Genomic DNA, 22,914 nt, shown 5'->3' with positions numbered 1-22,914 from the left:
GCAGGGCGGCCTTGTTCAGGCGTGCAGGTGTGTCTACGTATGCGTTAAATATCGTACTCAAGCGGCTCAGGCAGCTTGGTCAACTGACGCAGGAAACGCTGGGTTTGCGGGTTGTCCGAGAAGCTAATCACCTGCTCCGCCGGGCCTTCTTCAACAATGTGACCGTCCGCCATGAAGATCACGCGGTCAGCCACTTCTTTCGCAAACTGCATTTCGTGGGTCACGATCACCATCGTGGTGTCGTTTTTCGCCAGCTTCTGAATCACCTGAAGCACTTCGTGTACCCTTTCCGGGTCCAGCGCCGAGGTCGGTTCATCAAATAAGATGGCTTTCGGATCAACCGCCAGCGCACGTGCAATACTCACGCGCTGCTGCTGCCCGCCGGATAGTGTCACCGGATACTGTGCCGCCTGCGGCAGCAGACCAACCTGCTCCAGCAGCGCCAGACCGATTTCATCCGCCTGCTTCTTCGGCATTTTTTTCACGACAATCAGCGCTTCCGTCACGTTCTCCAGCGCCGTCTTGTTCTTAAACAGGTTGTAACTCTGGAACACCATCGCGGTCTGACGGCGCAGCGCATAGGCTTCTTTAGAGGAATAACGACGCGTATCCAGCGTTTGGTCGCCAATTTCAATCGTGCCCGACTCTGGTGTTTCCAGCAGGTTTAGACAGCGCAGCAGCGTGGATTTACCCGAACCAGATGGGCCGATAATCGCCACGACTTCGCCCTTCGCGATATTCAGACTAATGTTGTCCAACACCACCTGATCGCCAAAGCGTTTAGAAAGATTCTTTACACTGATCATGTCAGCCCCTTATCGCTGTAGCGAGTGATTCAGTTTCTTCTCCAGCTGTTTTTGCAGCCAGGAATAAACAATGATCACCAACCAGTAAATCAGACCCACAACCAGGAAGGTCTCAAAGAAACGCAGAGATTCGGCGGCAATCATCTTGCCTTCCGCAAACAGTTCGGAGACACCCAGCGCAAAGGCTACCGAGGTATCTTTAATCAGGGAAATAAAGGTATTCCCCGTCGCAGGCAGCGCATTCAACATGGCCTGAGGCAACACGATGCGGCGATAGACCTGCGCTTTACTCATACCAATCGATAAACCCGCTTCCGTCTGGCCGAAATCCACCGAGGACAGGCCCGCACGGAAGATTTCTGCCATATAGGCGGACGTTTTCAGACTAAAACCGATAATCGCCGCCGTCATGGCATCCAGATTGGATAATCCGGGGAACAGCTGCGGCAGGCCGAAATAGATAATAAATAACTGAACCAGCGACGGAATACCGCGGAACAGCGAGATATACAGTTCAACGATTTTTACCACGACGACGATCTTGCTTTCACGGACTAACGCCAGGATAAGGCCGAGAACCATAGCAAAAAACATCGAAACCACGGCAAGAAACAGCGTGGTCGGCAAATACATTAATACCTGGGGAAAGACCTTTAACAGGTAGGCAAGATCGATATTCATGAGTAATACCATTAATGCTTCCACCGGCCATATTGCGCCGGTGGAACAGGGTTATGACTAGGCTATATAACAAATCATCTGGCTACCTACATCACGAACAATCAGTCTACGTAACGATTCGGCCAGAATGACGGCGTGAGGTTATTTAGCCGGTGATACCGTGATGTCTTCACCAAAATATTTTTCGGAGATCGCTTTCAGGCGTCCATCTTCACGCATTTTCGTTAATTCGGCATCGAACTGCTTACGCAGCGCATCGCCCTTCTCGTCCTTATGGAACGGGAAGCTCACTTCTTCAATCACCAGCGGCTCACCAACCAGCTTGAACGGCAGGTTACGCTTATTGATTTCCGCCAGCAGGATCGGACGTGAATTCACGTAGCCTTCAACACGCTTAGACAGCGCATCGTTCATCGCACCATCGCGCGTTTCATAGGTACGAATATTTACGCTGCCGTCGGCAAACGCTTTTTTCAGGTTGTTGACGTGGTTGGAACCCAGAACCCCGGCAACGGTCTTCCCTTTCAGGTCGGCCAGCGTATTAATGTCCGCGTTGTCTTTGTGCGTCACAATCTGGCTGCCGTAGAAGCTGTACGGCTGGGCGAAATTGTATTTTTCCTGACGCGCAGGAGTAATGGCGACTACGTTTGCCACGGTATCCAGTTTTTTCGCTTCCAGTTGCCCCATCAGGCCGCTGAAATCGGCGGTGACCCACTCGACTTTGTAGTTCAGATCTTTCGCAATGGCTTCTGTCACTTCAACGTCAAACCCAACCAGCTTGTTATCTTGCTTGAAGCCGCTTGGATAACTTTGGCCGGTTGAACCCACTTTCAGTACTTTTTCCTGCTCGGCGTTGCTTTTCCCAGAATCACAGCCGGCTACAAGAAAGGCGGTCGTCAGCGCCAGAACAGACAACGTTACTTTTTTCATCATTTTACTGCCTCTCTTTTTGAGTTTTTATCTTTCCACTGGTCATACAATTGGTTATCAAGGATTTTTTCCATCCAGATTGTCAGGTGTCCTTTTCCCAGATTCGTCTGCCCGACTTCCCTGAAACCATAATTTCTGTACATCTCAATCAGCCACGGGTGGTTTTGCGCGGTGCCAAGCGACACCGCAGGCGCTTTGAGCTGGTTAATCAGAATTTCTTCTTCCAGCCAGCCCATCATTTGCTTACCCAGCCCCTGCTTTTTATAGCCAGGGTGTGTTGCAAACCAGCCCAAATGGGGCAAACCGAACGGACCTGGCTCCGGCCCCCACGGATAGCGGATGGTGAATGACGACACCATCTCCCCCTCTTTTTCCATTACATAAACGCCGTGTGAGGCAATATGCGTGCGCACCATGTCGATGTCCGCATGGGCGGCGGAAAAATTGATGCCCAACTGGCGAATCGGCTCAAACGCCGCCAGCGCCAGCGCCAGAAAAGTCTCATCATCCGCAAGCGTAGCCTGACGAAATACGATACTCATGATGTCACCTTATGCTGGCAGCAGGCCGGAGTTATCCGCATAGCGAATCACGTCATCGACCTTCTGCGGCGCACTACCAACGTAGTTAGCCGGATTCAGCCATTCGTCCAGATCGGCGGCGGTCACCTGCTCAGAAAGCACCGGATGAGCCAGCAGCACCGATTTAAAGGACTGATTTTGCTCGAATGCCTGCATTGAGCATTCGTAAACCAGATGGTGAGCGGTCTGCTTACCAAGACGTTTACCAATCTCGAACATGACTTTCTCGGACAGCAGCAGGCCATTTTGCAGATCGAGGTTCGCCAGCATTTGCTTCTCGTTGACGGACATCCCACGCAGGATGCCAAGCGCGTTCTGAAGCTGAGCAGACAGATAGATATTGATTTCCGGCAACGCAATCCACTCCGCACGCCAGCTCATCGCATCACGCTCGTGCTCAACTTTCATGGATTCATGAATCAGCGCGGCGCTCTTGAACAGCGGTGCTGTCAGGCTCGCCAGCCCTTCCAATGCGGCAGGGTTACGTTTATGCGGCATGGTGGTAGAACCGATTTTCCCTTCTGAGAACGGCTCTTCGATTTCGTTAATCTCGGTGCGCATCAGGTTATACAGCTCGTTACCGATTTTACCCAGCGTACCGCTGATCAGCACCGCAACAGAGGCGTATTCGGAGAAGCGATCGCGGGCAGACTGCCAGCCGATATTCGGCGTATTCAGTCCCAGTTTATCCAGCGTCAGACGCTCGATTTCCGGCCCTTGTTCGCCAAAAGAAGCATAGGTACAGATGGCACCGTTGATGTTGCCGACGAGAACACGTTCCTTGATTTCAGTCAGACGTTCGAGGTGACGGATAAATTCATCCAGCCAGACGGCCAGTTTGAAGCCAAACGTGGTGGGAAGCGCCTGCATACCGTGGGTACGACCAGCCATCAGCGTGTGTTGGTATTTCTTCGCCAGACGCTTCAGCTCAACGGCCAGCAGTTGTGTATCTCTTACAACAATATCAAAAGATTGTTTCAGCTGTAACACTGTCGCGGTATCAACGATGTCCTGTGTGGTCACGCCGTAGTGAATAAATTCACCCGCAGCGCCGCACTGTTTCTGAATCGCGGCAATCGTCGGCATCAGAGAGTGCTTCATGCGTGCCGCATCTTTTGCAATCTCTTCAACGTTAAGCGCGCTTGCGTCAGCGTTTTCTGCAATGGTTTTTGCCGCATCCAGCGGAATGACACCCAGTTCACCCTCGGCAAGCGCCAGGGCAACTTCAACGTCGACCTGTTTAGTCAGGCGATTATGCTCGGACCAGACGCCGCGCATTTCAGGCGTGCCAAAATTATTCCCTATAAGAAGAAAATCAATAAGATGTGATGCCATAATTAACTCGTTAGTGTTGGATTTATCAGGCGGGATTTATATCGTCTTTTTAATTTTTAAAAATATAACATGCGGAAATTATGCGCTTTATACCTTTGGGATCTATCTTAGATCAAAAAGTTTGATTGCAAACTATGCATGTAGAAATGTTCGCTAACACTCTCTGCCGAGCTAAAAAGCCCGTTTGTCATCTTCCTCTTCCTACAATGAAATTCCTTATCCGAATGACCGCTGACGAAGGATTATCATGCTTTCCCACACGACATGGCGTATGCCCCGTACCTTATTGATTACCATGATCATTGTTTCAGCATTCTCTGCTCAGGCCCAGGCTCAGGATCGCTACCAACTGGAAAAGGTGGTTGAAGTCAGCCGTCATGGCGTACGCCCTCCAACAGAACCCAACACGACGACGCTAGAGTCCGGCACGGCACGAGAGTGGCCGCAGTGGGTCACGCGCGACGGTGAGTTAACCGGACACGGCTATGCTGCCACCGTGCTAAAAGGCCGCTATGAGGGCGAGTATTATCGTCAGCAGCACCTGTTCGCTTCAGGTTGTCCCACGGAGCAGCAGATTTATGTGCTCGCCAGCCCGTTACAACGCACCCGTGCGACCGCACAGGCCTACATGGATGGCATGTTTCCCGGCTGTGGCGTAGCAACGCACGCCGTTGAGGATGAAAAACACGATCCGCTGTTCCACGGGGATAAAATGGGGATTAGCACGCTTGACCCCGAGCGGGCCAAGGCCGAGGTGCTGAAAGCGATGGGAGGCGATCTCAATACCGCCTATCAGCACCTTCAGCCGAGCATCGAGCAGTTGAAGCAGATCGTATGTAAAGCGGATAAACCGTGCCCGGTGTTTGATAAACCGTGGGCGATAAAACAGGATAAAGACGGTTCGATTTCTATCAGCGGTCTGAATACGCTGGCGAATATGAGTGAGGTTTTTCTGCTGGAGTACACTGAGAACCTACCACAGGCGCAGGTCGCGTTTGGTCACGTCCGCAACACGCAGGATCTCACTCCGCTGATGGCTCCGATGACGGCTAAATACGATTTCACCAACGATGTTCCCTATATCGCACAGCGCGGCGGCTCACTACTCATGCAGCAAATCGCACAGGCTCTGGCACAGGGAACGCAGGAAGCGCAGGACACCACACAAGGGGAGCCGCCAGCAGCGCCTTACTTGCTGTATGTGGCACATGACACCAACATCGCCTATCTGCGCACGCTGTTGCCGTTTCATTGGCAACTGCCCGGCGACACCGCAGATAACATTCCACCGGCGGGCAGTCTGGTATTCGAACGCTGGCGTGATACCACCACTCAGCAGCGTTTTTTGCGCGTCTATTTCCAGGCACAATCGCTGGTTCAGATCCGTTCTCTGACGCCACTGAGCGATCGGCAGCCGCTACTGAAAGAAGAATTGACCTCTCAGGGCTGCCAGCAGACTGAAAAAGGCACGCTGTGTCCTTTTGATACCGTACTAAAATCAATGCGAGAAAGTATAGATAGCAGCGCGCTGGCACCCGTGCATTACGCGCTGTAACGCACGATATCACAGGGAACAAGAACGTCTTGTCGGGTTGATGAATCCGGCAGGACAGCATAGCTATCTACGCACATTTTCCACCGCCAGAATCGCGCGGCTCAGTGCGTCAGGAGAGAGAGAGAACGGCAATAACGCCGCGCTATCCGTTGGGAATTTAAAGTGTGTCACGATATGCTTCACCGTTTCCTCATATTGCTCCCCTGCTATCGGAAGCGATAAAGGCATATCATAGCGATATAACTGCTCCAATAAACCCTCATCAACACACTTGCTGTCGTGAGCCAGAAGAGATTGTACTAGCAATCCAAATCCGACCTTTTCACCATGTAGCCAATTGTGCAATTCGGGGATATAGGTCAAACGGTTATGAATAGCATGAGCAACACCCGGAGCAGGGTTTTCATCCCTCATACTATTAGCCAGTCCCGCACCAGCAATCGCCGCATCAATAACCTTCTGCAACGCAGGCGTCACCTGCTGATTTTCGTTATCGCGTATCGCCTGCTCTCCCCATTGTTCAAAGATATCACGGGCAAAAGTGGCGGCCTGTATCTTGAGACTCAGCGCCAGACTATCGCTACACGAGATCAAGTACGGCTGAAATTCATACCATTTCGCCAACGCGTCAACGATCCCGGCTTTCAAGTAACGTGCATCGCTACGTGTAATGACGGAACTATCAACCATGACAAGGACAGGCATCCGTTTGAGCACAACAGTCCCCTGATGCCCGCCTTGATCATTATAAAGAATGCTAATTGGCGACCAGGCCGCACAGGTCGCCGCTATCGTTGGTAGTGTGGCAACCTGCCCATTTTCCAGTCCATCCGCTATGGCCTTAGCACAATCCAGCACACGCCCGCCGCCAATCCCTACGACGAACTGAATGTTATTCCGTGCAATTTTTTCACGGTGGTATTCCACACTTTCACGCGTACATTCTCCGGTTAAGAAATGCACATCAAAAGCAATTCCGTTGTTCTTAAGGCTGCCAGTCACTTCATTCTCAACCGCTTGCCAGGCATTTGGGCTGGTTAAAATCGCAATGTTCTGACTAAACGAGTGAATCAGTCCACCGACATGACGACACAAATCAGCCTGATGATGATAAGCAAGGGGAGATTTTATAGATAACACAAGAATTCCTTTTTAACTGGCAGTTGCCATTCTTTCATAACCACGAGGAAAGCCCATAGATTGGTTTATTAGTTTAAGAATCCCGATGAAATTTGTAACTAAAGCAAAAGGAATAAATTATAGCGTTACGATATAAACCACTCATTTTTCGCAGTGATATAGTTCACTTTAGGCTCTTAAATCTATATCTATCAAATAATTATATTAAAACCCAAATTAATATCATCATGACACTAGGGAATAGGGATTCCACCATGCAAGCACGCCTCTTTATTAAACCTAAAACACTCTTGCTCGCGGCTGGGATCGCCGTCGCCGTAGCTGGGTGTGATAATTCGACTTCTACAGATCAGCCACAGGTTTTACGCATTGGAACCACCGGACAGAGTTTTCCAGGTTCTTATAAAGAAAACGGTAAACTCGTTGGCTATGATGTAGAAGTCGCTGAAAAAATAGCGAATGAACTGGGATATAAGGTCGAGTGGACAACGTCGGACTTCAGCGGTTTGTTGGGGCAGTTAGAGGCAGGAAAACTTGATACTATCGCGAATAATTTCGTCCAAACCGAGGCTCGTCAGAAAAAATACAATTTTTCTAAATCCTACCTCACTTATGCTTCACAGGTGGTCACAAGTATAAAAAATGACGATATCCAGTCTTTATCCGACCTGGACGGAAAAACAATTGCAGGGGTTCTAGGATCGACACACGTCACGAACCTGCGTAACGCTTTTCCCAAAAACAATATTACCATTAGAACCTACGAGACTCGGGATGGTGCGGTCAATGATGTCATCAATAACCGCGTACAGGGCTATGTCAATTCACGCCCGATTCTACTAGCCGAAATCAACAAACATAAACTGCCGCTCAAGTTGGTTGGGGAGCCGTTATCGCATGAACTCGTTAGTTTTCCGTTTGCTAAAAATCCACAAGGGGACACCCTGCTCGCCGCTTTTAACGAAAAGCTCGACACATTAAGAAGCAACCGTCAGTTGAACGGATTGGCCGAAAAGTATTTCGGTGACGATGGTGTGCTGGGGCATGAATCCAAGGCTCAATAAAAACAGCCTATCGGTAAAAATCCAGTCTATTGGTAAAAATCAAAGTGCGGAGACACAACCGTTCATATCCGCACTCTACCCGTATAATCTCAAATAAAAAATTAGGGTTTATCGTCGTGACATGATTTTCAGACGAAAAAAAAGCACATCTTTCGATGTGCTTTTTTTTGTAATTGGTCGGCGAGAGAGGATTCGAACCTCCGACCCACTGGTCCCAAACCAGTTGCGCTACCAAGCTGCGCTACTCGCCGAATTTACTGCTTTTTCTGAACATCACTGATGTTCTCGTTTGTGTGTGGTGCGAAGAGAGGGACTTGAACCCTCACGTCCGTAAGAACACTAACACCTGAAGCTAGCGCGTCTACCAATTCCGCCACCTTCGCATAACTCACAAACTCTTTTATTAACGAAAAGACCTTAATAAACCAAGTAATCAACTACAAAATCTGGGGTGGCTAATGGGACTCGAACCCACGACAACTGGAATCACAATCCAGGGCTCTACCAACTGAGCTATAGCCACCATAACCACATTTTACGTCTATTACTTGTTACGCGGTACTTCCTTTTTACGGGATACTTTCTTTACTAAAAAAAGTGTACCACCGCAGCTCTTGCACACAACATACTTCATAAAAATATAATGGTGCGCCCGACAGGATTCGAACCTGAGACCTCTGCCTCCGGAGGGCAGCGCTCTATCCAGCTGAGCTACGGGCGCTTAGCGCCGTTGCGGGGCGGGATATTACGGGCTTAGTGACTGGCTGTCTAGTGCTTTTTTATCGAAATGATGCGTTTGATTATGATTTGTTCATTTCAAGCTAAATAACATACAGTTACGCCCTTCCCGCCCCCAGATACTACGATTTACCGCCTGCCAGCGACGTTTTTTTACCTAATCCCAGTGCGAAATAACACAGGCTGACCACGGCTAAAAAGGCGATACCGACCAACAAAGACATCCGCGTATCGATATTGATGTACATACCTACCAGCACACACAGCAAAAACGCCATCGTCAGGTAGTTTACCCACGGGAACAATATCGATTTAAACGGATGTGCGGCCAGCGCGGCACGATGCTGTTCACGAAAACGCAGTTGGCTAATCAACACTACAAACCACGGCACCATACCCGGCAGTACGCTCGCGCTATAGACATAAACAAAGACTTTTTCCGGGTTAGGGATAATGTAGTTCAGCACCGACCCAGCCATCAGGCAAAGAATCGAAATCATAACGCCCGCAGCCGGTACGCCGCTGGCCGTTACTTTACCTAACCAAGCAGGAAGCTGGCGATTGTTGGCCAGCGAATACAGCATACGTCCACAGCTATACATACCGCTGTTACACCCCGACAGCGCAGCCGTCAGCACCACAAAGTTGATGATGCCCGCCGCTGCCGTGATACCGATTTTCGCAAACGTCAGCACAAACGGACTGCCGGACGTGCCGATTTCATTCCAGGGGAAAATCGTGACGATAACGAAGATCGCGCCCACGTAGAAAATCAGGATACGCCACAGAATGTTGTTGATTGCTCGCTTCAGCGTCACCTGCGGATTTTTCGCCTCACCCGCAGTGATACCGACCAGCTCAACGCCCTGATAAGACGCCACCACCAGACAGAGTGCAAACAGCAGACCTTTCCAACCTCCGGCCAGAAAACCGCCGTGTTCGGTCAGATTACTGAATCCAGTTGCCTGACCGTGGTTACCAAAGCCGAAGAAGATAATGCCGACGCCAACGATAATCATCACAACGATGGTGGTGATTTTTATCATTGCGAACCAGAATTCAATTTCACCATACAGCCTGACCGCTGCAAGGTTTGCGCCCGCCACCAGCGCAACCGCGGCGATAGCGGGTATCCACTGTGGCAAATCAGGGAACCAGTACTGAACATACACGCCAATGGCGGTAATTTCCGAAATCCCAACCGCCATCCACATAAACCAATAACCCCATGCGGTGAGATAACCGAAAAAGGGATTCATGTATTTGTGCGCGTAGACGGCAAACGATCCCGCGACCGGCTCCAGATAGAGCATCTCACCCATTGAGCGCATGATGAAGAAAACGAAGATCCCAGCGACAATATAGGCCAGCAATACCGATGGCCCTGCCCACTTCAGCGCACTGGCCGCGCCCATAAACAGCCCAACGCCAATCGTACCACCCAGCGCAATCAGCTCAATATGTCGTGCTTCTAACCCCCGATGGAGTTTTTCCTGCTTTACATCTTCTGCCATATATCCTCTGTCTTTATGTTGTGCTTATCCCGGCTGCTGCCGGTTATTGTTCTTATTCATAAATACGATCGAGTAGAAAGAACGTACCCTTGCCTCAAATTAGCGGCCATGAAAATACCGTAATGTGAGTGTGAATAACACATCAGGGATGACGAATACGCCAAAGATAGAATTCTGTATTTCCAATTGGCTGAAAAACAGACAATTACCGTCGAATGGGAATGAAAAATCAGAGTGGTATATCGCGGAGAAAGGTTGGCGCGTTGAACGCGCCAGTTCAGTGAGGCTACAGACGACCGCTGTAGTGATAAGCAACATACTTCAACAGCTTAAGCTGCCGAAAAATACGACTCGGCTGGGACAGCAAGCGATACAGCCACTCCAACCCTAAATTTTGCCATACCCGCGGGGCGCGCTTCACATGGCCGGTAAAGACGTCATACGTTCCGCCCACGCCCATGTACAACGCATCAGGATAGTGATGACGACAATCGCGCATCAGAATTTCCTGTCGTGGTGACCCCATTGCCACGGTAACAAGCTGTGCACCACTGGCGCGAATACGCTCAAACAACGCATCGCGCTGCTCTGGCGCAAAATAGCCATCCTGACTGCCGACAATATTCACGTTCCACTGCGCCCGCAGCTTCGCTTCCGTTTGTGCCAGCACATCAGGTTTACCGCCTACCAAAAAAACCGGCGTTCCCTCTTTACCTGCCCGTTCCATTAGCGCTTCCCACAGGTCGGCGCCCGCAATCCGCGTGACGTCAGCCTGCGAGTATTTGCGCCGAATGGAGCGCACAATACTAATGCCGTCCGCATATTTATACTCTGCGCGATCGAGCAGCGTACGCAACGCCACATCTTTCTCTGCCGTAAGCACTTTCTCAGCGTTAATCGCGACAAGTGTTCCCGTTTCAACCCGTTCTCCTGCAAACAGGTAATCAACGAACTGCGCCATGTCGCGGAAACCGTGAATGGGCAAATCACGAATGGTATACAGAGGAATTGTCTCTGTGGTTTTTAACGCTGTCATCGCTGCTCCTTTATCACAGAATCCGGTACGGTATTGGGTGTCGGCACCAGCGGCGTCGCACGCATACGCATCAGACGCTGTCGGATGAGCCCAGCGCTTTCCAGTAACCAGTAGAGCAGCTTGGCAACCAGCAGGCACAGGCCAAATACCAGACAGAAAAACACCACGCGTGAAACAAAAGAATCGACGCCTTCACGCGTCAGCACAATAATATTGAACACCGCGCCGAAACAGAACGCCTGCAAAATAGCGGCCTTGTAGCGATTGCTGTCGTTCTTCCCTAATTCGTACACCCAGTCGAACCACTTGATCACCAACCCGACTGCAATTGCCCCCAACGGGATAAACAGCACACCACCCATCACCACCAGCGACCCCAGCAGCGTGGGAGATATCGCCAGCCCGGAATGGTTATTCAACACTTCCCAGGTGAAATAGTTCGCGCTGTTTAACACCAGATTCGGGCGATCCGGCCATAGCCAGGAGGGAATAAAGACGTAGAAATCACGGGCAATCGGTGCCAGCCCCTGAAATTCAATCTTGTCGTAGTTCTGCCACAACAGCGCCAGATTCTCCCAGGGCGAGAAGGTGTCGCGGGTTAAATAGAGGAAGGTATAGAAGGCGTAATCGCCGCTGACATCCAGCCCATAGCGCTTCAGCGCCAGCCAGAACATCCCGACAATCCCGAACGCGCCAGCCGCAACCAGCATCCACAGCGTAATCCAGCCGCGCACAATGCCAATAAACAGAAACAGCGCGAAGGCGATGATCAGATTTGCACGCGTTCCGCCAACAATCACATAGGTCAGCATCCCAAATGCAACGGTGCCGATGAGGAACATCAGCCACGCACGCTGCGTCTGACGCAGGAAATACACCACCAGCATCGCCGGAATGAAGAAGTAGAAGAAGCGTTTCAACGCCACGCCGGACACATCGCTGGAGAAGATCTGGCTGTAAGAGCGCAGCTTAAACAGCAAAAAGCCATTGTTAAGAAAGAAAATACCGACGGTGGCGACCGCGATCAGCGCCAGCAACAGCCAGGTCAGATTGGCTTCGACACGATTAACCGTCAGGAGTGGCGCACGCAGCACAGAGGTTTTCTGGCGCAGTCGCGTCTTATAGCTGACGTAATAGATTGCATAGAACGCCGTCGCAGATAGCATCGCCTGAAGCAGGAACTGCACCGGAACGACGTCAACGCCGAACCGGAACACCAGCACACAGGTAAACGGAAAACCAAAATAGAACGTCAATAAATAGAGCAGGGAAAACAGCACGTTAAAATTAAAACGCACCCGCCGAAACTCCATCCAGGTCAGGCTCAGGATAAAGATGACTGAAATCAGGTAGACGACAAACAGTCCACCAAATTGCCCCAGCGTCATGTTGGTTCTCCCATCGCCAACGCCAGCGCATCCCGCCAGCCTTGTAGATAATTGGGATTAAAGAACGCGATTTGGTGTTTATCGACCGATGCCAGTTGGCGCTGCGCCTCACGCACCAACGCTTCATCCAGCTCGTCACCGTAAAACAGCACGGGCAGGTTCTGTTCTGTCAGATCCTGCCAGAACGGATTTTGCCGACTGATCACAAAAGGTACGCCAAACTGAATCAACAGACATAGCGTCCCGATTCCCTGCTGGCGGTCGAAAATAAAATAGCCCAAATCGCAGGTGCGCAGCATGTTGAGATAATCATCAAACGCCAGTTGGTCTTTCAGCAGTTGGAAATTTTTCACGCCGAACAGCGCCAAACCGTCTTTTTCCACCTGCGCGATGTAGGATTCGTTATTCGCAGGGTAGCCCATTGGCACAATCACCCGCACATTTTTCCCGAACTGCTTGTGAATCGCCCGCAGCGCTTCCTGATGACGATTCGTGCGATCGCCAGAATTACCGACCAGAATCGTCATCGGCCCTGCCAGCGGTTTATCCACCTGCATGCTCGTTAGCGCCGGATTCATGCGCGTTGGGAAGTACAGCAATGACGTCGGCACACGAGGCGCACGCTGCTGATACCACGCCAGATCGCCACGCGTAGCAAACACGTGTCCAACACGTTTTTGCGCCATGCGCCGAAGCCAATAAAACAGGCGATATTTCAGGCCGCTCGCTTCTTCATACAAATCAGCGCCCCACACGTGCCAGTAAACCTGCTCGGATTTGATTTTTCCGCTCAGCAGCGCCAGCCACAGCGTGGGGTTAAACTGACCGTGCAGAAAAAAGCGCATCTTACGGTTCGCTTTCGCCCTGGCGATGACCGCCTCGGCCAACGTTTTCTTATCCACGCAGGTTTCAATACGCAGCGCGGGAAAATCAGCCGATGAAATGCCATCGCGGGACGCCACGATGAAATGCCGAATCTGCTGTTCGGGAAGTTCCGTCGCCAGTACGTCGTTAAAAAAACGTAAAACGGTCTGGTTATGATGCGGGATATCAGATCCCAATACATGAATCAGTGTCGTCATGCTCGCCTACGGTAAATAATGAATACGCAACAACAAAGCAAAAAATAGACCAGGTAGGTTGCCATGTAAGCCTGCGCTGCGCCTTGTGCGCCATAAAGAGGAATCAGCCAGTGCGAAAACCCGGTCAACAGGAGGAACTGGCTGACTTCCGTGAGCAGATAAAAGCGCAGCGCTGCTTTCGCAATGACCAGATAGCCAAAGACGTAAGCGCCCACTTTCATCACATCCCCTACCAACTGCCAAACGAAGAGATCTCTCATTGCCGTAAACTGGCTGGAAAACAGCAGCCAGATGGCAAAGTCTCGCAGTAGCCACACGCAAAAACTAACGCCTGCCACGACGGGCAGCACAAACTTCAGCGAGCGCACAATCTCCTGCGCCAGCGCAGCCTTGTCCGTCAGACGCGACAGTGTCGGCAACAGATAAACGGTAAAGGAGGCGGTAATAAATTGCAGGTACGCATCGGAAATACTGCTGACGCCCTGCCAGATACCCACCTCATCCCAGCTGTAATGGGCTGCCAGCAGGTTACGCATCATGATATACGCCACAGGCAGCGTCACCGCGGTCATCAACGCCATCAGCGTAAACTTGCCCAACTGACCGGCAATAGCGCGCTCCCACGTCGGTTTTAGCGACGCCAGCGACAGTGGCGTGCGTCGCAGTAGCATGATGCCTGCTGGAATCACCAGCAGCGCGGGCACCAGCGCCAGCCCAGCCAGTGCGCCAACGTAGCCACCCAGTTTCAGACAGAGCCAAAAGGCTGCCAGCCCGATCAGGCTACCGCCAATCACCGCCAGCGCGTTGCCTATCGCATCCCGATAACCTTTGAGGATCGCCAGAAACAGGTTGGCGTAGGCGATACCCATTTGGATAAACGCCAACGCACGCACCACATCACGATAGTCGTCATGCCCAAACAACAGATGAGCAATAGGCGTGGCGGCGGCCAGAAAGAGTATCGCCAGCAGGGTAGAGAAGCCCAGCACCAACGTGACAGACGTACCGAGCAGCGGCTTCAGCCGTTCCGGCTGCTGCTGATACTCCGCCACGTATTTGGTGACGCCGTTGAAGATACCTGCGCCGGCTAACACTCCCAGCACCGTAATCAGTTGGCGGAAATTCCCTGCCATTCCCACGCCGCTGGGGCCAAACGTGACCGCCAACAGTTTCACGACAACCAGCCCCGCGCCGATTTTTATCAGCGTAGAGCCAGCCGTCCATATCGATGCTTTCGCCAACGACATATCAGGAGAAGAAGCTCAGAATGGTATTGATGACGGTCCGCTGATTAACGTCCGACAGATTATAGAACAGCGGTAAACGCACTAGCCGTTCACTTTCCTGCGTGGTATAGCGATCTTCACCGGAGAAATGACCAAAATTCAAACCAGCTGGGCAACTGTGCAGCGGGATATAATGAAAGACCGTCATGATTTCGGCTTCTTTCATGTAATTGATAAACGCGCTGCGGTCGTCCTGATCGCGCAGTTTGATATAAAACATGTGCGCGTTGTGAATACCATTGGCAGGCACGGTCGGCAACGTAATACGCCCGGCATCGGCCAATGACTTGAATGCCGCGTAGTAGTTCTGCCACAGTTTCAGGCGACGTTCGTTGATCGGCCGCGCTGCTTCCAGCTGTGCCCAGAGATAGGCAGCCTGAATATCCGCCATCAGATAGCTTGAACCGATATCACGCCACGTGTATTTATCCACCTGTCCACGGAAAAACTGGCTACGGTTAGTGCCTTTTTCACGGATGATTTCCGCACGATCCACCAGTCTGACGTCATTAATCAGCGTGGCACCGCCCTCACCGCCTGAGGTGTAATTCTTGGTTTCGTGAAAGCTGAAGCAGCCGATATGACCAATGGAACCCAGAACGCGGCCTTTGTAGCTGGACATCACGCCCTGTGCGGCATCTTCCACAACATATAAATCGTATTTCTTCGCCAGCGCCATAATCGCGTCCATCTCGCAGGCTACGCCTGCGTAGTGAACCGGCACGATAATGCGCGTTTTTTCCGTAATTGCCGCTTCGATTTTCGTTTCGTCAATGTTCATGGTATCCGGACGGATATCGACAAACACGATCTTCGCACCGCGTAGCACAAAGGCGTTAGCGGTGGAAACAAAGGTATAGCTCGGCATGATCACTTCATCGCCGGGCTTCACATCCAGCAGGATAGCGGCCATCTCTAGCGAAGCGGTACAGGAAGGCGTGAGCAGGACTTTTTTACTGCCGGAATAATGTTCCAGCCACTGCTGACAACGGCGGGTGAACCCACCATCACCGCACAATTTACCGCTGCTCATGGCAGCCTGCATATAATCCAGTTCCGTACCGACAACCGGTGGCGCATTAAATGGAATCATGTGATCACCTGTATAACCAATACGCCGTGCTCTCAATCGTGGCACCACGGCGAAGATAAAGACGAAGCGCCGCCACGTTGCCAACCTGCGTCGCGACCCGAAGACGAATCAATCCTTGTTGTCGGCACCACGTTTCCGCCAGCGCCATCAGTTGTGAACCGACGCCCCGTACCGTAACGCCAGGCCAAACGCCCAGTAGTCCGATACGTGAATCCGTGTCATCCACTCTGCGTAGCGTGACCCATCCTTGTGGATTGCCAGCGGTATCTTCCGCCAGTAAACAGCAGTGGTCGAACGTACCGCGCACGGCATTTTCAATCCACTGCGCATAGAAACGACCGCTATCCTCCGGCTGGTACCACGGAGAACGAAAACGGCTCAGCGCAAAAACACGTGATGCCGCGTCCTTCAGCGCCGGGATATCGTCGGACACGGCTTCACGCCAGCGCGGTAGCGGCGTAACCACGGTAGCCCGTTGCAGCGAGAGACTGAGATCAACCTCGCCTTCTACCAGTCGAAAACCAAGATCGGCAAGTGCATCCGCCAACACCAGATTGTCCGCCGCAATTTTGGCCTGCGTCAGCGTAAATGCGCTCAACACATCAGGCGTCAACGCGGGCGCAGCAGGGGAAAAACTCAGTTTACCGCTGTTAAGCTGGAAGAATTCACTCTCCCAGCCCAGCGGTTCAACCGTGGCGCGAATCTCTCCCTGTCCTACTGATACCGGATGGGCCATTGTTTCGCTCCTTCTTTTTCCGCCATCAGGCGCAGGTTTTAATCGTTCAGCCCTAAACGTTCGCCGGCATAAGAACCATCCTGCACGCTGCGCCACCATTTTTCGTTGTTCAGATACCAGTTGACCGTTTTTCTCATGCCCGTCTCAAACGTTTCTTCTGGACGCCAGCCCAGTTCACGTTCAATTTTCCCGGCATCGATCGCGTAGCGCATGTCGTGACCAGGGCGATCTTTCACGTAGGTGATGAGGTCGCGGTAATGTTCCACACCCGCGGGCTTATTCGGCGCCAGTTCTTCCAGCAGCGCACAAATGGTCTGCACGACTTCAATGTTTTTGCGCTCGTTGTGACCGCCGATGTTGTACGTTTCGCCGATTTCGCCTTCCGTCACCACTTTGTACAGTGCGCGAGCGTGGTCTTCGACAAACAGCCAGTCGCGGATTTGCGCGCCGTCACCGTAAACCGGCAGCGGTTTACCCGCGACCGCATTCAGGATCACCAGCGGAATCAGCTTCTCAGGGAAATGGTAAGGTCCGTAGTTATTCGAGCAGTTGGTGATGATCGTCGGGAACCCGTAGGTACGCAGCCAGGCGCGAACAAGGTGGTCGCTCGATGCCTTCGATGCGGAATAGGGGCTGCTCGGCGCATAGGACGTCGTCTCGGTGAACAGATCGTCTGTCCCGTGCAGATCGCCAAACACTTCATCAGTAGAGATATGGTGAAAACGGAACGCGCACTTGTCCGCATCAGCCAGACTCTGCCAGTAGTGGCGTGCTGCTTCCAGCATCGTGTAGGTGCCAACAATATTGGTTTCGATAAACGCCGCCGGGCCGTCGATAGAGCGATCGACGTGGCTTTCTGCCGCTAAATGCATTACCAGCGCAGGCTGGTAAGTCTTGAAGACGCGGTCCAGCTCAGCACGATCGCAGATATCCACCTGCTCGAACGCAAAACGTTCGCTATCGGCAACGGGAGCCAGAGAAGACAAGTTACCTGCATAAGTCAGTTTATCGACAATAACGACGCTGTCCTGCGTCTCCGTCAGAATGTATCTGACCAACGCTGAACCAATAAACCCTGCACCACCGGTAATTAAAATACGTTTCAACGCCATACTCCTTTGGTATCAATAACCCACTGTTGTTTCACATCTTCTGGATTAATCGCTTTAAACTGACGGTGGTCGACCAGCATTACCAGCACATCGGCTTCTTTTAATGCACTGCTGGTATCGACCAGTTTTACCTGCCCGGTCAATACGGACGGCAAGTGTTTAACATTAGGTTCAACGGCTAACGTCACGCCGGTATTCCACTGTGCAATCATGGACGTAATCCCTACAGCGGGGCTTTCGCGCAGATCGTCAATGTCGGGCTTGAAGGCCAGCCCAAAACAGGCCACCGTGACCTCGCTGGCGCGTTTATCCGTTTGTGCCAGATAATCCGCCACGGCCGCTTTAACGCGATCCACGACCCAGAGTGGCTTGCCATCGTTCACCAGTCTGGCGGTATGAATCAAGCGAGCCTGCTGTGGATTCTGCGCCACGATAAACCAGGGATCGACCGCAATACAGTGCCCGCCGACGCCAGGGCCGGGTTGCAGGATATTGACGCGGGGATGGCGGTTTGCCAATCGGATAAGTTCCCATACGTTAATGTTTTGTTCGGCACAAATCAGCGAGAGCTCATTGGCGAAAGCAATGTTGACATCGCGGAAGCTGTTTTCCGTCAGCTTGCACATTTCGGCGGTGCGAGAGTTAGTAACCACACACTCACCTTCGAGGAAGATTTTATATAACTCACTGGCGCGCGCAGAGCACACTGGGGTCATGCCGCCAATGACGCGATCGTTTTTAATCAGCTCAACCACAACCTGGCCAGGCAGCACGCGTTCAGGGCAATAGGCAATATTGATATCCGCCGTTTCTCCCACCTGCTGCGGAAACGTCAAGTCCGCACGCGCATCGGCTAGCCATTCGGCCATTTGCTCAGTTGCACCTACGGGGGATGTCGATTCCAGAATCACCAGATCGCCTTTCTTCAGGACTGGTGCGATGGACGCTGCTGCTGCCTGAACGTAAGCCAGATCGGGTTCGTGATCGCCTTTGAAAGGGGTAGGAACCGCAATCAGGAAAGCATCGGCGGGCACGGGTTTTGTCATGGCCTGAAGGTAGCCATTTTCTACTGCCACTTTGACCAATGAATCCAAATCGGGCTCGACAATATGGATTTCGCCGCGATTAATGGTTTCGACCGCCAGTTTGTTCACATCAACACCGATGACTTTTTTCTGGCGCGATGCAAAGGCCGCGGCGGTGGGTAAACCGATATAGCCTAAGCCGATTACGGAAATGGTAGTAAAGCTCATAGTGTCACCATAATTTTTATGTCTGTCACCGCAAGGCGACGTTCAACATGACTCCGAGTAATTTTCGGGCGCTGATGGGTGCTACGCTTAGCGATTTTTTATGTCGGGCTATCCCTGCCCGACACCCTGCGGGTCGCTGCAAAAGCAGCGCTAAAAATCATTGCCTATGATTTTTTAACGCCTCAACAATGCGTTGACAGGCCTGACCGTCGCCATAAGGATTGTGGGCGCGGCTCATTGCCTGATACGCCTCGTCATCCGTTAGCAGCATAGATACCGCATCGACAATGTTAGCCACCTCTGTCCCCACCAGCTTGACCGTACCCGCTTCCACCGCCTCCGGTCGTTCCGTCGTATCACGCATCACCAGTACTGGCTTGCCTAACGACGGGGCTTCTTCCTGAATGCCGCCAGAGTCGGTCAAAATCATGTAAGAACGATTCATCAGGTACACGAAGGGCAGATAATCCTGCGGTGCAATCAGCATGACATTATCAATACCGCTCAGGATGCGATTCACGGGTTCGCTGACGTTAGGATTGAGGTGAACCGGATACACAATTTGCACTTCAGGGTGTCGACGGGCGATATCCGCCAACGCGCTACAAATGCGCTCAAAACCGCCGCCAAAACTCTCGCGTCGATGTCCGGTAACCAGAATCAGCTTCTTGTTGTCGTCCAAAAAGTCATATTTTTCATCGAGGCTGCGGCGCAGCGCGGCATCCCCGAGAATACGGTCACGAACCCAGAACAGCGCATCAATCACCGTATTCCCTGTCACAAAAATATGCCGATCAGACAGATGCTCACGCAGTAAATTCTGGCGGGAATTTTCCGTCGGGGCAAAATGGTACATCGCCAGATGCCCGGTCAGTTTACGGTTAGCCTCTTCCGGCCAGGGTGAATACAGATTGCCTGTACGCAATCCTGCTTCTACGTGGCCGACGGGAATACGCTGATAAAAGGCCGCCAGGCTGGTTGCCAGCGTCGTCGTGGTGTCACCGTGTACCAACACCAGAGCCGGCTTGAACTCTGCCATGACCGGTTCAAGCCCCGATAAAATCCGGCAGGATATCTCACTGAGTCCCTGTCCCGGTCGCATAATATCCAGATCATAGTCCGGCGTAATATCGAACAAACGCAGCACCTGATCCAACATCTCCCGATGCTGGGCTGTTACGCAAATTCTCGATTCAAAGGCTCCATCCTGAGCCAGAGCATGAACCAGCGGCGCCATTTTAATGGCCTCCGGCCGGGTGCCGAAAACAGTCAATACTTTCACATTGAATCTCTTTAATCAGGTTAGACGCAGACGCTCGCGAGCGCCCAACGCACATTAGCAAGCTGGTTGGTTAGCGTCGACGGCGAGCCAAGGCAACACCGGCGCCAACGAGCGCACCAATCGCACCCCACATCACCATCAGGAATGCCCGGCGTGGGCTGTCGCGCTTCACCGGTTCTTCCGGCGTACGCAAATAACGATACGTCTGGAAACTGGCCTCAAGCATTGGGCCAACGTTCAGCGTCGCTAACATCGCGCGATTTTGATCGTAATCCAGTTCGTAATGTGGACCGCTGGTCTGCAACGCCTCCAGTCGGGCTTGGAGCATCGGCCTGCCGAGCAGGAACATTTCCGATGCGGGGATTTCGTCTGCCGGCGTATCCGTCTGGCTACGGCTAATACCTTGCTGCTGGGCGATTTTCAGCGCCAGTTCAACACTGCGGACTTCACGATCGTAAATCGCTTTTGCTACCGCTTCCTGACGTTTGATCTGCGACTTCATGAAAATGGTTCTGGCAGCCCAGGCCCCCTTGATCTCTTCATTCAGGTGGTTGGCGGCACGCTGGCTGGCAAAAGCCACATATTGACGCAGCAATGTGTTGGAATCCGCAGAGGTTTCCGCCACCAGCTTCACGGAATCATTGGTTTTTTTACCATCGTCACGCGGTGTAAACTGAATATTGCTGACCATGTCATCCAGCAGAGCGGCATCCGCTTTCGCGTCGCCTTCCAGACGCTGCTTGTAATAGTCAGTCTGCAACCAGAAATCGCGCCGGGTATCGTAAGCCGCTAATTGCATGATGAATTCATCATAAGCATCAGCCGAAATAGACGGTTGCTCTGGCTGAGGAGTGGAAAAAGACCGGGCGTCGAGGTTACGCAGGAATTGCTGCTGCGAATAATACCCCCCTAGCATATTGACCGTCGGCTTGTCGGTAATCGCTGTCGCACTCCACTCCTGTTTAACAAGATAGGAATAGCCTAATGCCACAACGGCAAAAAGCAGGCCGAACGCTATCGGCCACACCTTTCCCTGCCACAGCAGACGAAATAAACCACGGATATCCAGTTCGTTATCAATCAACGCATTCCCGGTAGACAAGTTCTCTGATTTCATTACTTCCCCAAAATTATTTGGTCAGGATGACTGCTTTTGCTCATCGGAATGCCGCATACGGCGTTTGATTCGCTTGATAAAACGGGCGACCCGCCATGCTCGTTTCAGGCAGTAGCCATACAGTAGAAATGCAAGCAAGAATAATGCCAACATCAACCATTCGGGTATAAAAAAGAAATATTCTCCCAACACGCCGACCGCAGCCAACAAGGCGGCAGCAAGCGTAATCAGCACAAATGCCTGGCGGGAAGAAAACCCCGCGCGCATCATTAAATGATGAATGTGCTGTCGATCAGGTGAGAATGGGCTCATCCCTTTGCGTAAGCGCCGATACATAATGGCGATCATATCAATCAGCGGGATAGCGATGATCCACAATGCCGTTACCGGATTAATCGGATGCTGTGGGCCTTGTGTCGTTTGAATCAGGATCCAGATCGCCGTGAAGCCAATCATCGTGCTGCCCGCATCCCCCATGAAGACCTTGTAGCGTCGCCCAAAAATACCGAGATTAAGCAGAATATAAGGCAGCGTCGCCGCGATCATGGCAAAACACCACAATGCCAGATTCGTATGGCCGCTCAGATACAGCAAAATCCCCATCGCCCCAAACGAGACACTGGACAAGCCGCCGAGTAACCCATCGATGCCGTCCACCATATTGAACGCATTAATCGCTGCCCAGACGGCAAACAGCGTGACCAGATAACCAAACGGCCCCAGTGCCATCTGCCATGGTCCGAAAATGTGTCCCAGATTGTGTAGCGTCAAGCCGGCAAAGGCCATCATCACTACCGCGACAAACGCCTGCACAACGGCACGAATTTTCACACTGATATCAAAACGATCGTCCAGAATGCCGACGAACACCAGCACGCCCGCGCACAGCAGGTAAAGACGGAAGTTAGGGATATATTGGTCGGTAATAAAGTAGGTAAAGCAGATACCCGCATACACAGAAATACCGCCAACCAAAGGCACAAGACCCCGATGACGTTTACGGTAGTTGGGACGATCGACAAGCCCTATTTTACCCGCGATGCTGCGAGCAAAAAAAAGAAAGCCCAGAGAAAATAAGAAAATAAATAGTAATTCGGTACTCATAGTGAGTAAGTTCACCGTTAACAGCTGCGCTGTAGCTGTTCAGTATAGACTCGGTTTACGCCTTATATCCTATCGCCCACG

20 protein-coding genes and 4 tRNA genes are annotated in these 22,914 nt (G+C 51.9%); 2 read left to right on the top strand and 22 right to left on the bottom strand.

What is annotated here, in order from left to right; all coding sequences use genetic code 11:
- Nucleotides 1-44 precede the first annotated feature (44 nt).
- The 5 genes from I2D83_RS01325 to purB all read right to left on the bottom strand — a co-directional run bounded on the left by I2D83_RS01325 (nucleotide 45) and on the right by purB (nucleotide 4,333).
- Nucleotides 45-806, bottom strand: coding sequence for an amino acid ABC transporter ATP-binding protein (locus I2D83_RS01325; protein WP_180779369.1), 762 nt, complete (start codon nucleotides 804-806; stop codon nucleotides 45-47).
- A gap of 9 nt (nucleotides 807-815) precedes the next feature.
- On the bottom strand, nucleotides 816-1,487 hold the full coding sequence (locus I2D83_RS01320; protein ID WP_043882002.1) for an amino acid ABC transporter permease: 672 nt from the start codon (nucleotides 1,485-1,487) through the stop codon (nucleotides 816-818).
- Between the two features lie 141 nt (nucleotides 1,488-1,628).
- Nucleotides 1,629-2,420, bottom strand: a complete 792-nt coding sequence (locus tag I2D83_RS01315; RefSeq protein WP_181830507.1) for an amino acid ABC transporter substrate-binding protein — start codon at nucleotides 2,418-2,420, stop codon at nucleotides 1,629-1,631.
- Nucleotides 2,417-2,959 (bottom strand): GNAT family N-acetyltransferase, encoded by a 543-nt coding sequence (locus I2D83_RS01310; protein ID WP_181830508.1) that lies wholly within the window; start codon nucleotides 2,957-2,959, stop codon nucleotides 2,417-2,419. Before I2D83_RS01310 ends, I2D83_RS01315 begins: the two co-directional genes overlap by 4 nt.
- Nucleotides 2,960-2,968: 9 nt before the next feature.
- On the bottom strand, nucleotides 2,969-4,333 hold the full coding sequence (gene purB, locus I2D83_RS01305) for an adenylosuccinate lyase (RefSeq protein ID WP_015842092.1): 1,365 nt from the start codon (nucleotides 4,331-4,333) through the stop codon (nucleotides 2,969-2,971).
- 247 nt (nucleotides 4,334-4,580) lie between these two features.
- On the opposite strand from purB, the gene I2D83_RS01300 reads away from it, so the two are divergent.
- Nucleotides 4,581-5,888, top strand: a complete 1,308-nt coding sequence (locus I2D83_RS01300; protein WP_205947405.1) for a histidine-type phosphatase — start codon at nucleotides 4,581-4,583, stop codon at nucleotides 5,886-5,888.
- A 63-nt stretch (nucleotides 5,889-5,951) separates the two neighbouring features.
- Here I2D83_RS01300 and I2D83_RS01295 read toward each other — a convergent pair whose 3' ends face one another.
- Entirely contained in the window at nucleotides 5,952-7,028 is a 1,077-nt protein-coding gene (locus I2D83_RS01295) for an iron-containing alcohol dehydrogenase family protein (RefSeq protein WP_205947404.1), read from the bottom strand.
- 254 nt (nucleotides 7,029-7,282) lie between these two features.
- On the opposite strand from I2D83_RS01295, the gene I2D83_RS01290 reads away from it, so the two are divergent.
- On the top strand, nucleotides 7,283-8,092 hold the full coding sequence (locus I2D83_RS01290; RefSeq protein ID WP_205947402.1) for a transporter substrate-binding domain-containing protein: 810 nt from the start codon (nucleotides 7,283-7,285) through the stop codon (nucleotides 8,090-8,092).
- A gap of 174 nt (nucleotides 8,093-8,266) precedes the next feature.
- On the opposite strand, the gene I2D83_RS01285 is transcribed toward I2D83_RS01290, so the two are convergent.
- The 16 genes from I2D83_RS01285 to wecA all read right to left on the bottom strand — a co-directional run bounded on the left by I2D83_RS01285 (nucleotide 8,267) and on the right by wecA (nucleotide 22,848).
- Nucleotides 8,267-8,343: transfer RNA gene (locus I2D83_RS01285), tRNA-Pro, on the bottom strand.
- A 45-nt stretch (nucleotides 8,344-8,388) separates the two neighbouring features.
- Nucleotides 8,389-8,475, bottom strand: a tRNA-Leu gene (locus I2D83_RS01280).
- A gap of 64 nt (nucleotides 8,476-8,539) precedes the next feature.
- Nucleotides 8,540-8,615 (bottom strand) — tRNA-His (locus I2D83_RS01275).
- A 121-nt stretch (nucleotides 8,616-8,736) separates the two neighbouring features.
- A tRNA-Arg gene (locus I2D83_RS01270) sits at nucleotides 8,737-8,813 on the bottom strand.
- A gap of 139 nt (nucleotides 8,814-8,952) precedes the next feature.
- Entirely contained in the window at nucleotides 8,953-10,344 is a 1,392-nt protein-coding gene (thrP, locus tag I2D83_RS01265) for a bifunctional threonine/serine APC transporter ThrP (protein WP_015842094.1), read from the bottom strand.
- A 286-nt stretch (nucleotides 10,345-10,630) separates the two neighbouring features.
- Nucleotides 10,631-11,380: a lipopolysaccharide N-acetylmannosaminouronosyltransferase gene (wecG, locus tag I2D83_RS01260; RefSeq protein WP_181845226.1), complete on the bottom strand. Its 750-nt coding sequence runs from the start codon at nucleotides 11,378-11,380 to the stop codon at nucleotides 10,631-10,633.
- Nucleotides 11,377-12,768, bottom strand: a complete 1,392-nt coding sequence (gene wzyE, locus I2D83_RS01255) for an ECA oligosaccharide polymerase (RefSeq protein ID WP_194431257.1) — start codon at nucleotides 12,766-12,768, stop codon at nucleotides 11,377-11,379. The genes wecG and wzyE overlap by 4 nt, the downstream gene beginning before the upstream one ends.
- A complete protein-coding gene (locus I2D83_RS01250; RefSeq protein ID WP_181845224.1) occupies nucleotides 12,765-13,850 on the bottom strand; it encodes a TDP-N-acetylfucosamine:lipid II N-acetylfucosaminyltransferase in 1,086 nt (361 codons plus the stop codon). The genes wzyE and I2D83_RS01250 overlap by 4 nt, the downstream gene beginning before the upstream one ends.
- Complete coding sequence (gene wzxE, locus I2D83_RS01245; protein WP_181847968.1) at nucleotides 13,847-15,097, bottom strand: lipid III flippase WzxE; 1,251 nt, start codon at nucleotides 15,095-15,097, stop codon at nucleotides 13,847-13,849. The genes I2D83_RS01250 and wzxE overlap by 4 nt, the downstream gene beginning before the upstream one ends.
- 1 nt (nucleotide 15,098) lies before the next feature.
- Nucleotides 15,099-16,229: a dTDP-4-amino-4,6-dideoxygalactose transaminase gene (gene rffA, locus I2D83_RS01240; protein ID WP_180779375.1), complete on the bottom strand. Its 1,131-nt coding sequence runs from the start codon at nucleotides 16,227-16,229 to the stop codon at nucleotides 15,099-15,101.
- Between the two features lie 4 nt (nucleotides 16,230-16,233).
- A complete protein-coding gene (gene wecD, locus I2D83_RS01235; protein ID WP_180779376.1) occupies nucleotides 16,234-16,965 on the bottom strand; it encodes a dTDP-4-amino-4,6-dideoxy-D-galactose acyltransferase in 732 nt (243 codons plus the stop codon).
- 38 nt (nucleotides 16,966-17,003) lie between these two features.
- Nucleotides 17,004-18,077, bottom strand: coding sequence for a dTDP-glucose 4,6-dehydratase (rffG, locus tag I2D83_RS01230; protein WP_180779377.1), 1,074 nt, complete (start codon nucleotides 18,075-18,077; stop codon nucleotides 17,004-17,006).
- Nucleotides 18,068-19,330, bottom strand: a complete 1,263-nt coding sequence (wecC, locus tag I2D83_RS01225; RefSeq protein ID WP_205947401.1) for a UDP-N-acetyl-D-mannosamine dehydrogenase — start codon at nucleotides 19,328-19,330, stop codon at nucleotides 18,068-18,070. Before wecC ends, rffG begins: the two co-directional genes overlap by 10 nt.
- Nucleotides 19,331-19,487: 157 nt before the next feature.
- Nucleotides 19,488-20,612, bottom strand: coding sequence for a non-hydrolyzing UDP-N-acetylglucosamine 2-epimerase (wecB, locus tag I2D83_RS01220; RefSeq protein WP_205947400.1), 1,125 nt, complete (start codon nucleotides 20,610-20,612; stop codon nucleotides 19,488-19,490).
- Between the two features lie 70 nt (nucleotides 20,613-20,682).
- On the bottom strand, nucleotides 20,683-21,729 hold the full coding sequence (wzzE, locus tag I2D83_RS01215) for an ECA polysaccharide chain length modulation protein (RefSeq protein ID WP_205947399.1): 1,047 nt from the start codon (nucleotides 21,727-21,729) through the stop codon (nucleotides 20,683-20,685).
- A 21-nt stretch (nucleotides 21,730-21,750) separates the two neighbouring features.
- Nucleotides 21,751-22,848, bottom strand: coding sequence for a UDP-N-acetylglucosamine--undecaprenyl-phosphate N-acetylglucosaminephosphotransferase (gene wecA / locus I2D83_RS01210; protein ID WP_182100867.1), 1,098 nt, complete (start codon nucleotides 22,846-22,848; stop codon nucleotides 21,751-21,753).
- Nucleotides 22,849-22,914 lie beyond the last annotated feature (66 nt).

The organism is Pectobacterium aroidearum (assembly GCF_015689195.1).
Taxonomy (GTDB): domain Bacteria; phylum Pseudomonadota; class Gammaproteobacteria; order Enterobacterales; family Enterobacteriaceae; genus Pectobacterium; species Pectobacterium aroidearum.
This window is presented reverse-complemented; position numbering and strand designations above follow the sequence as displayed.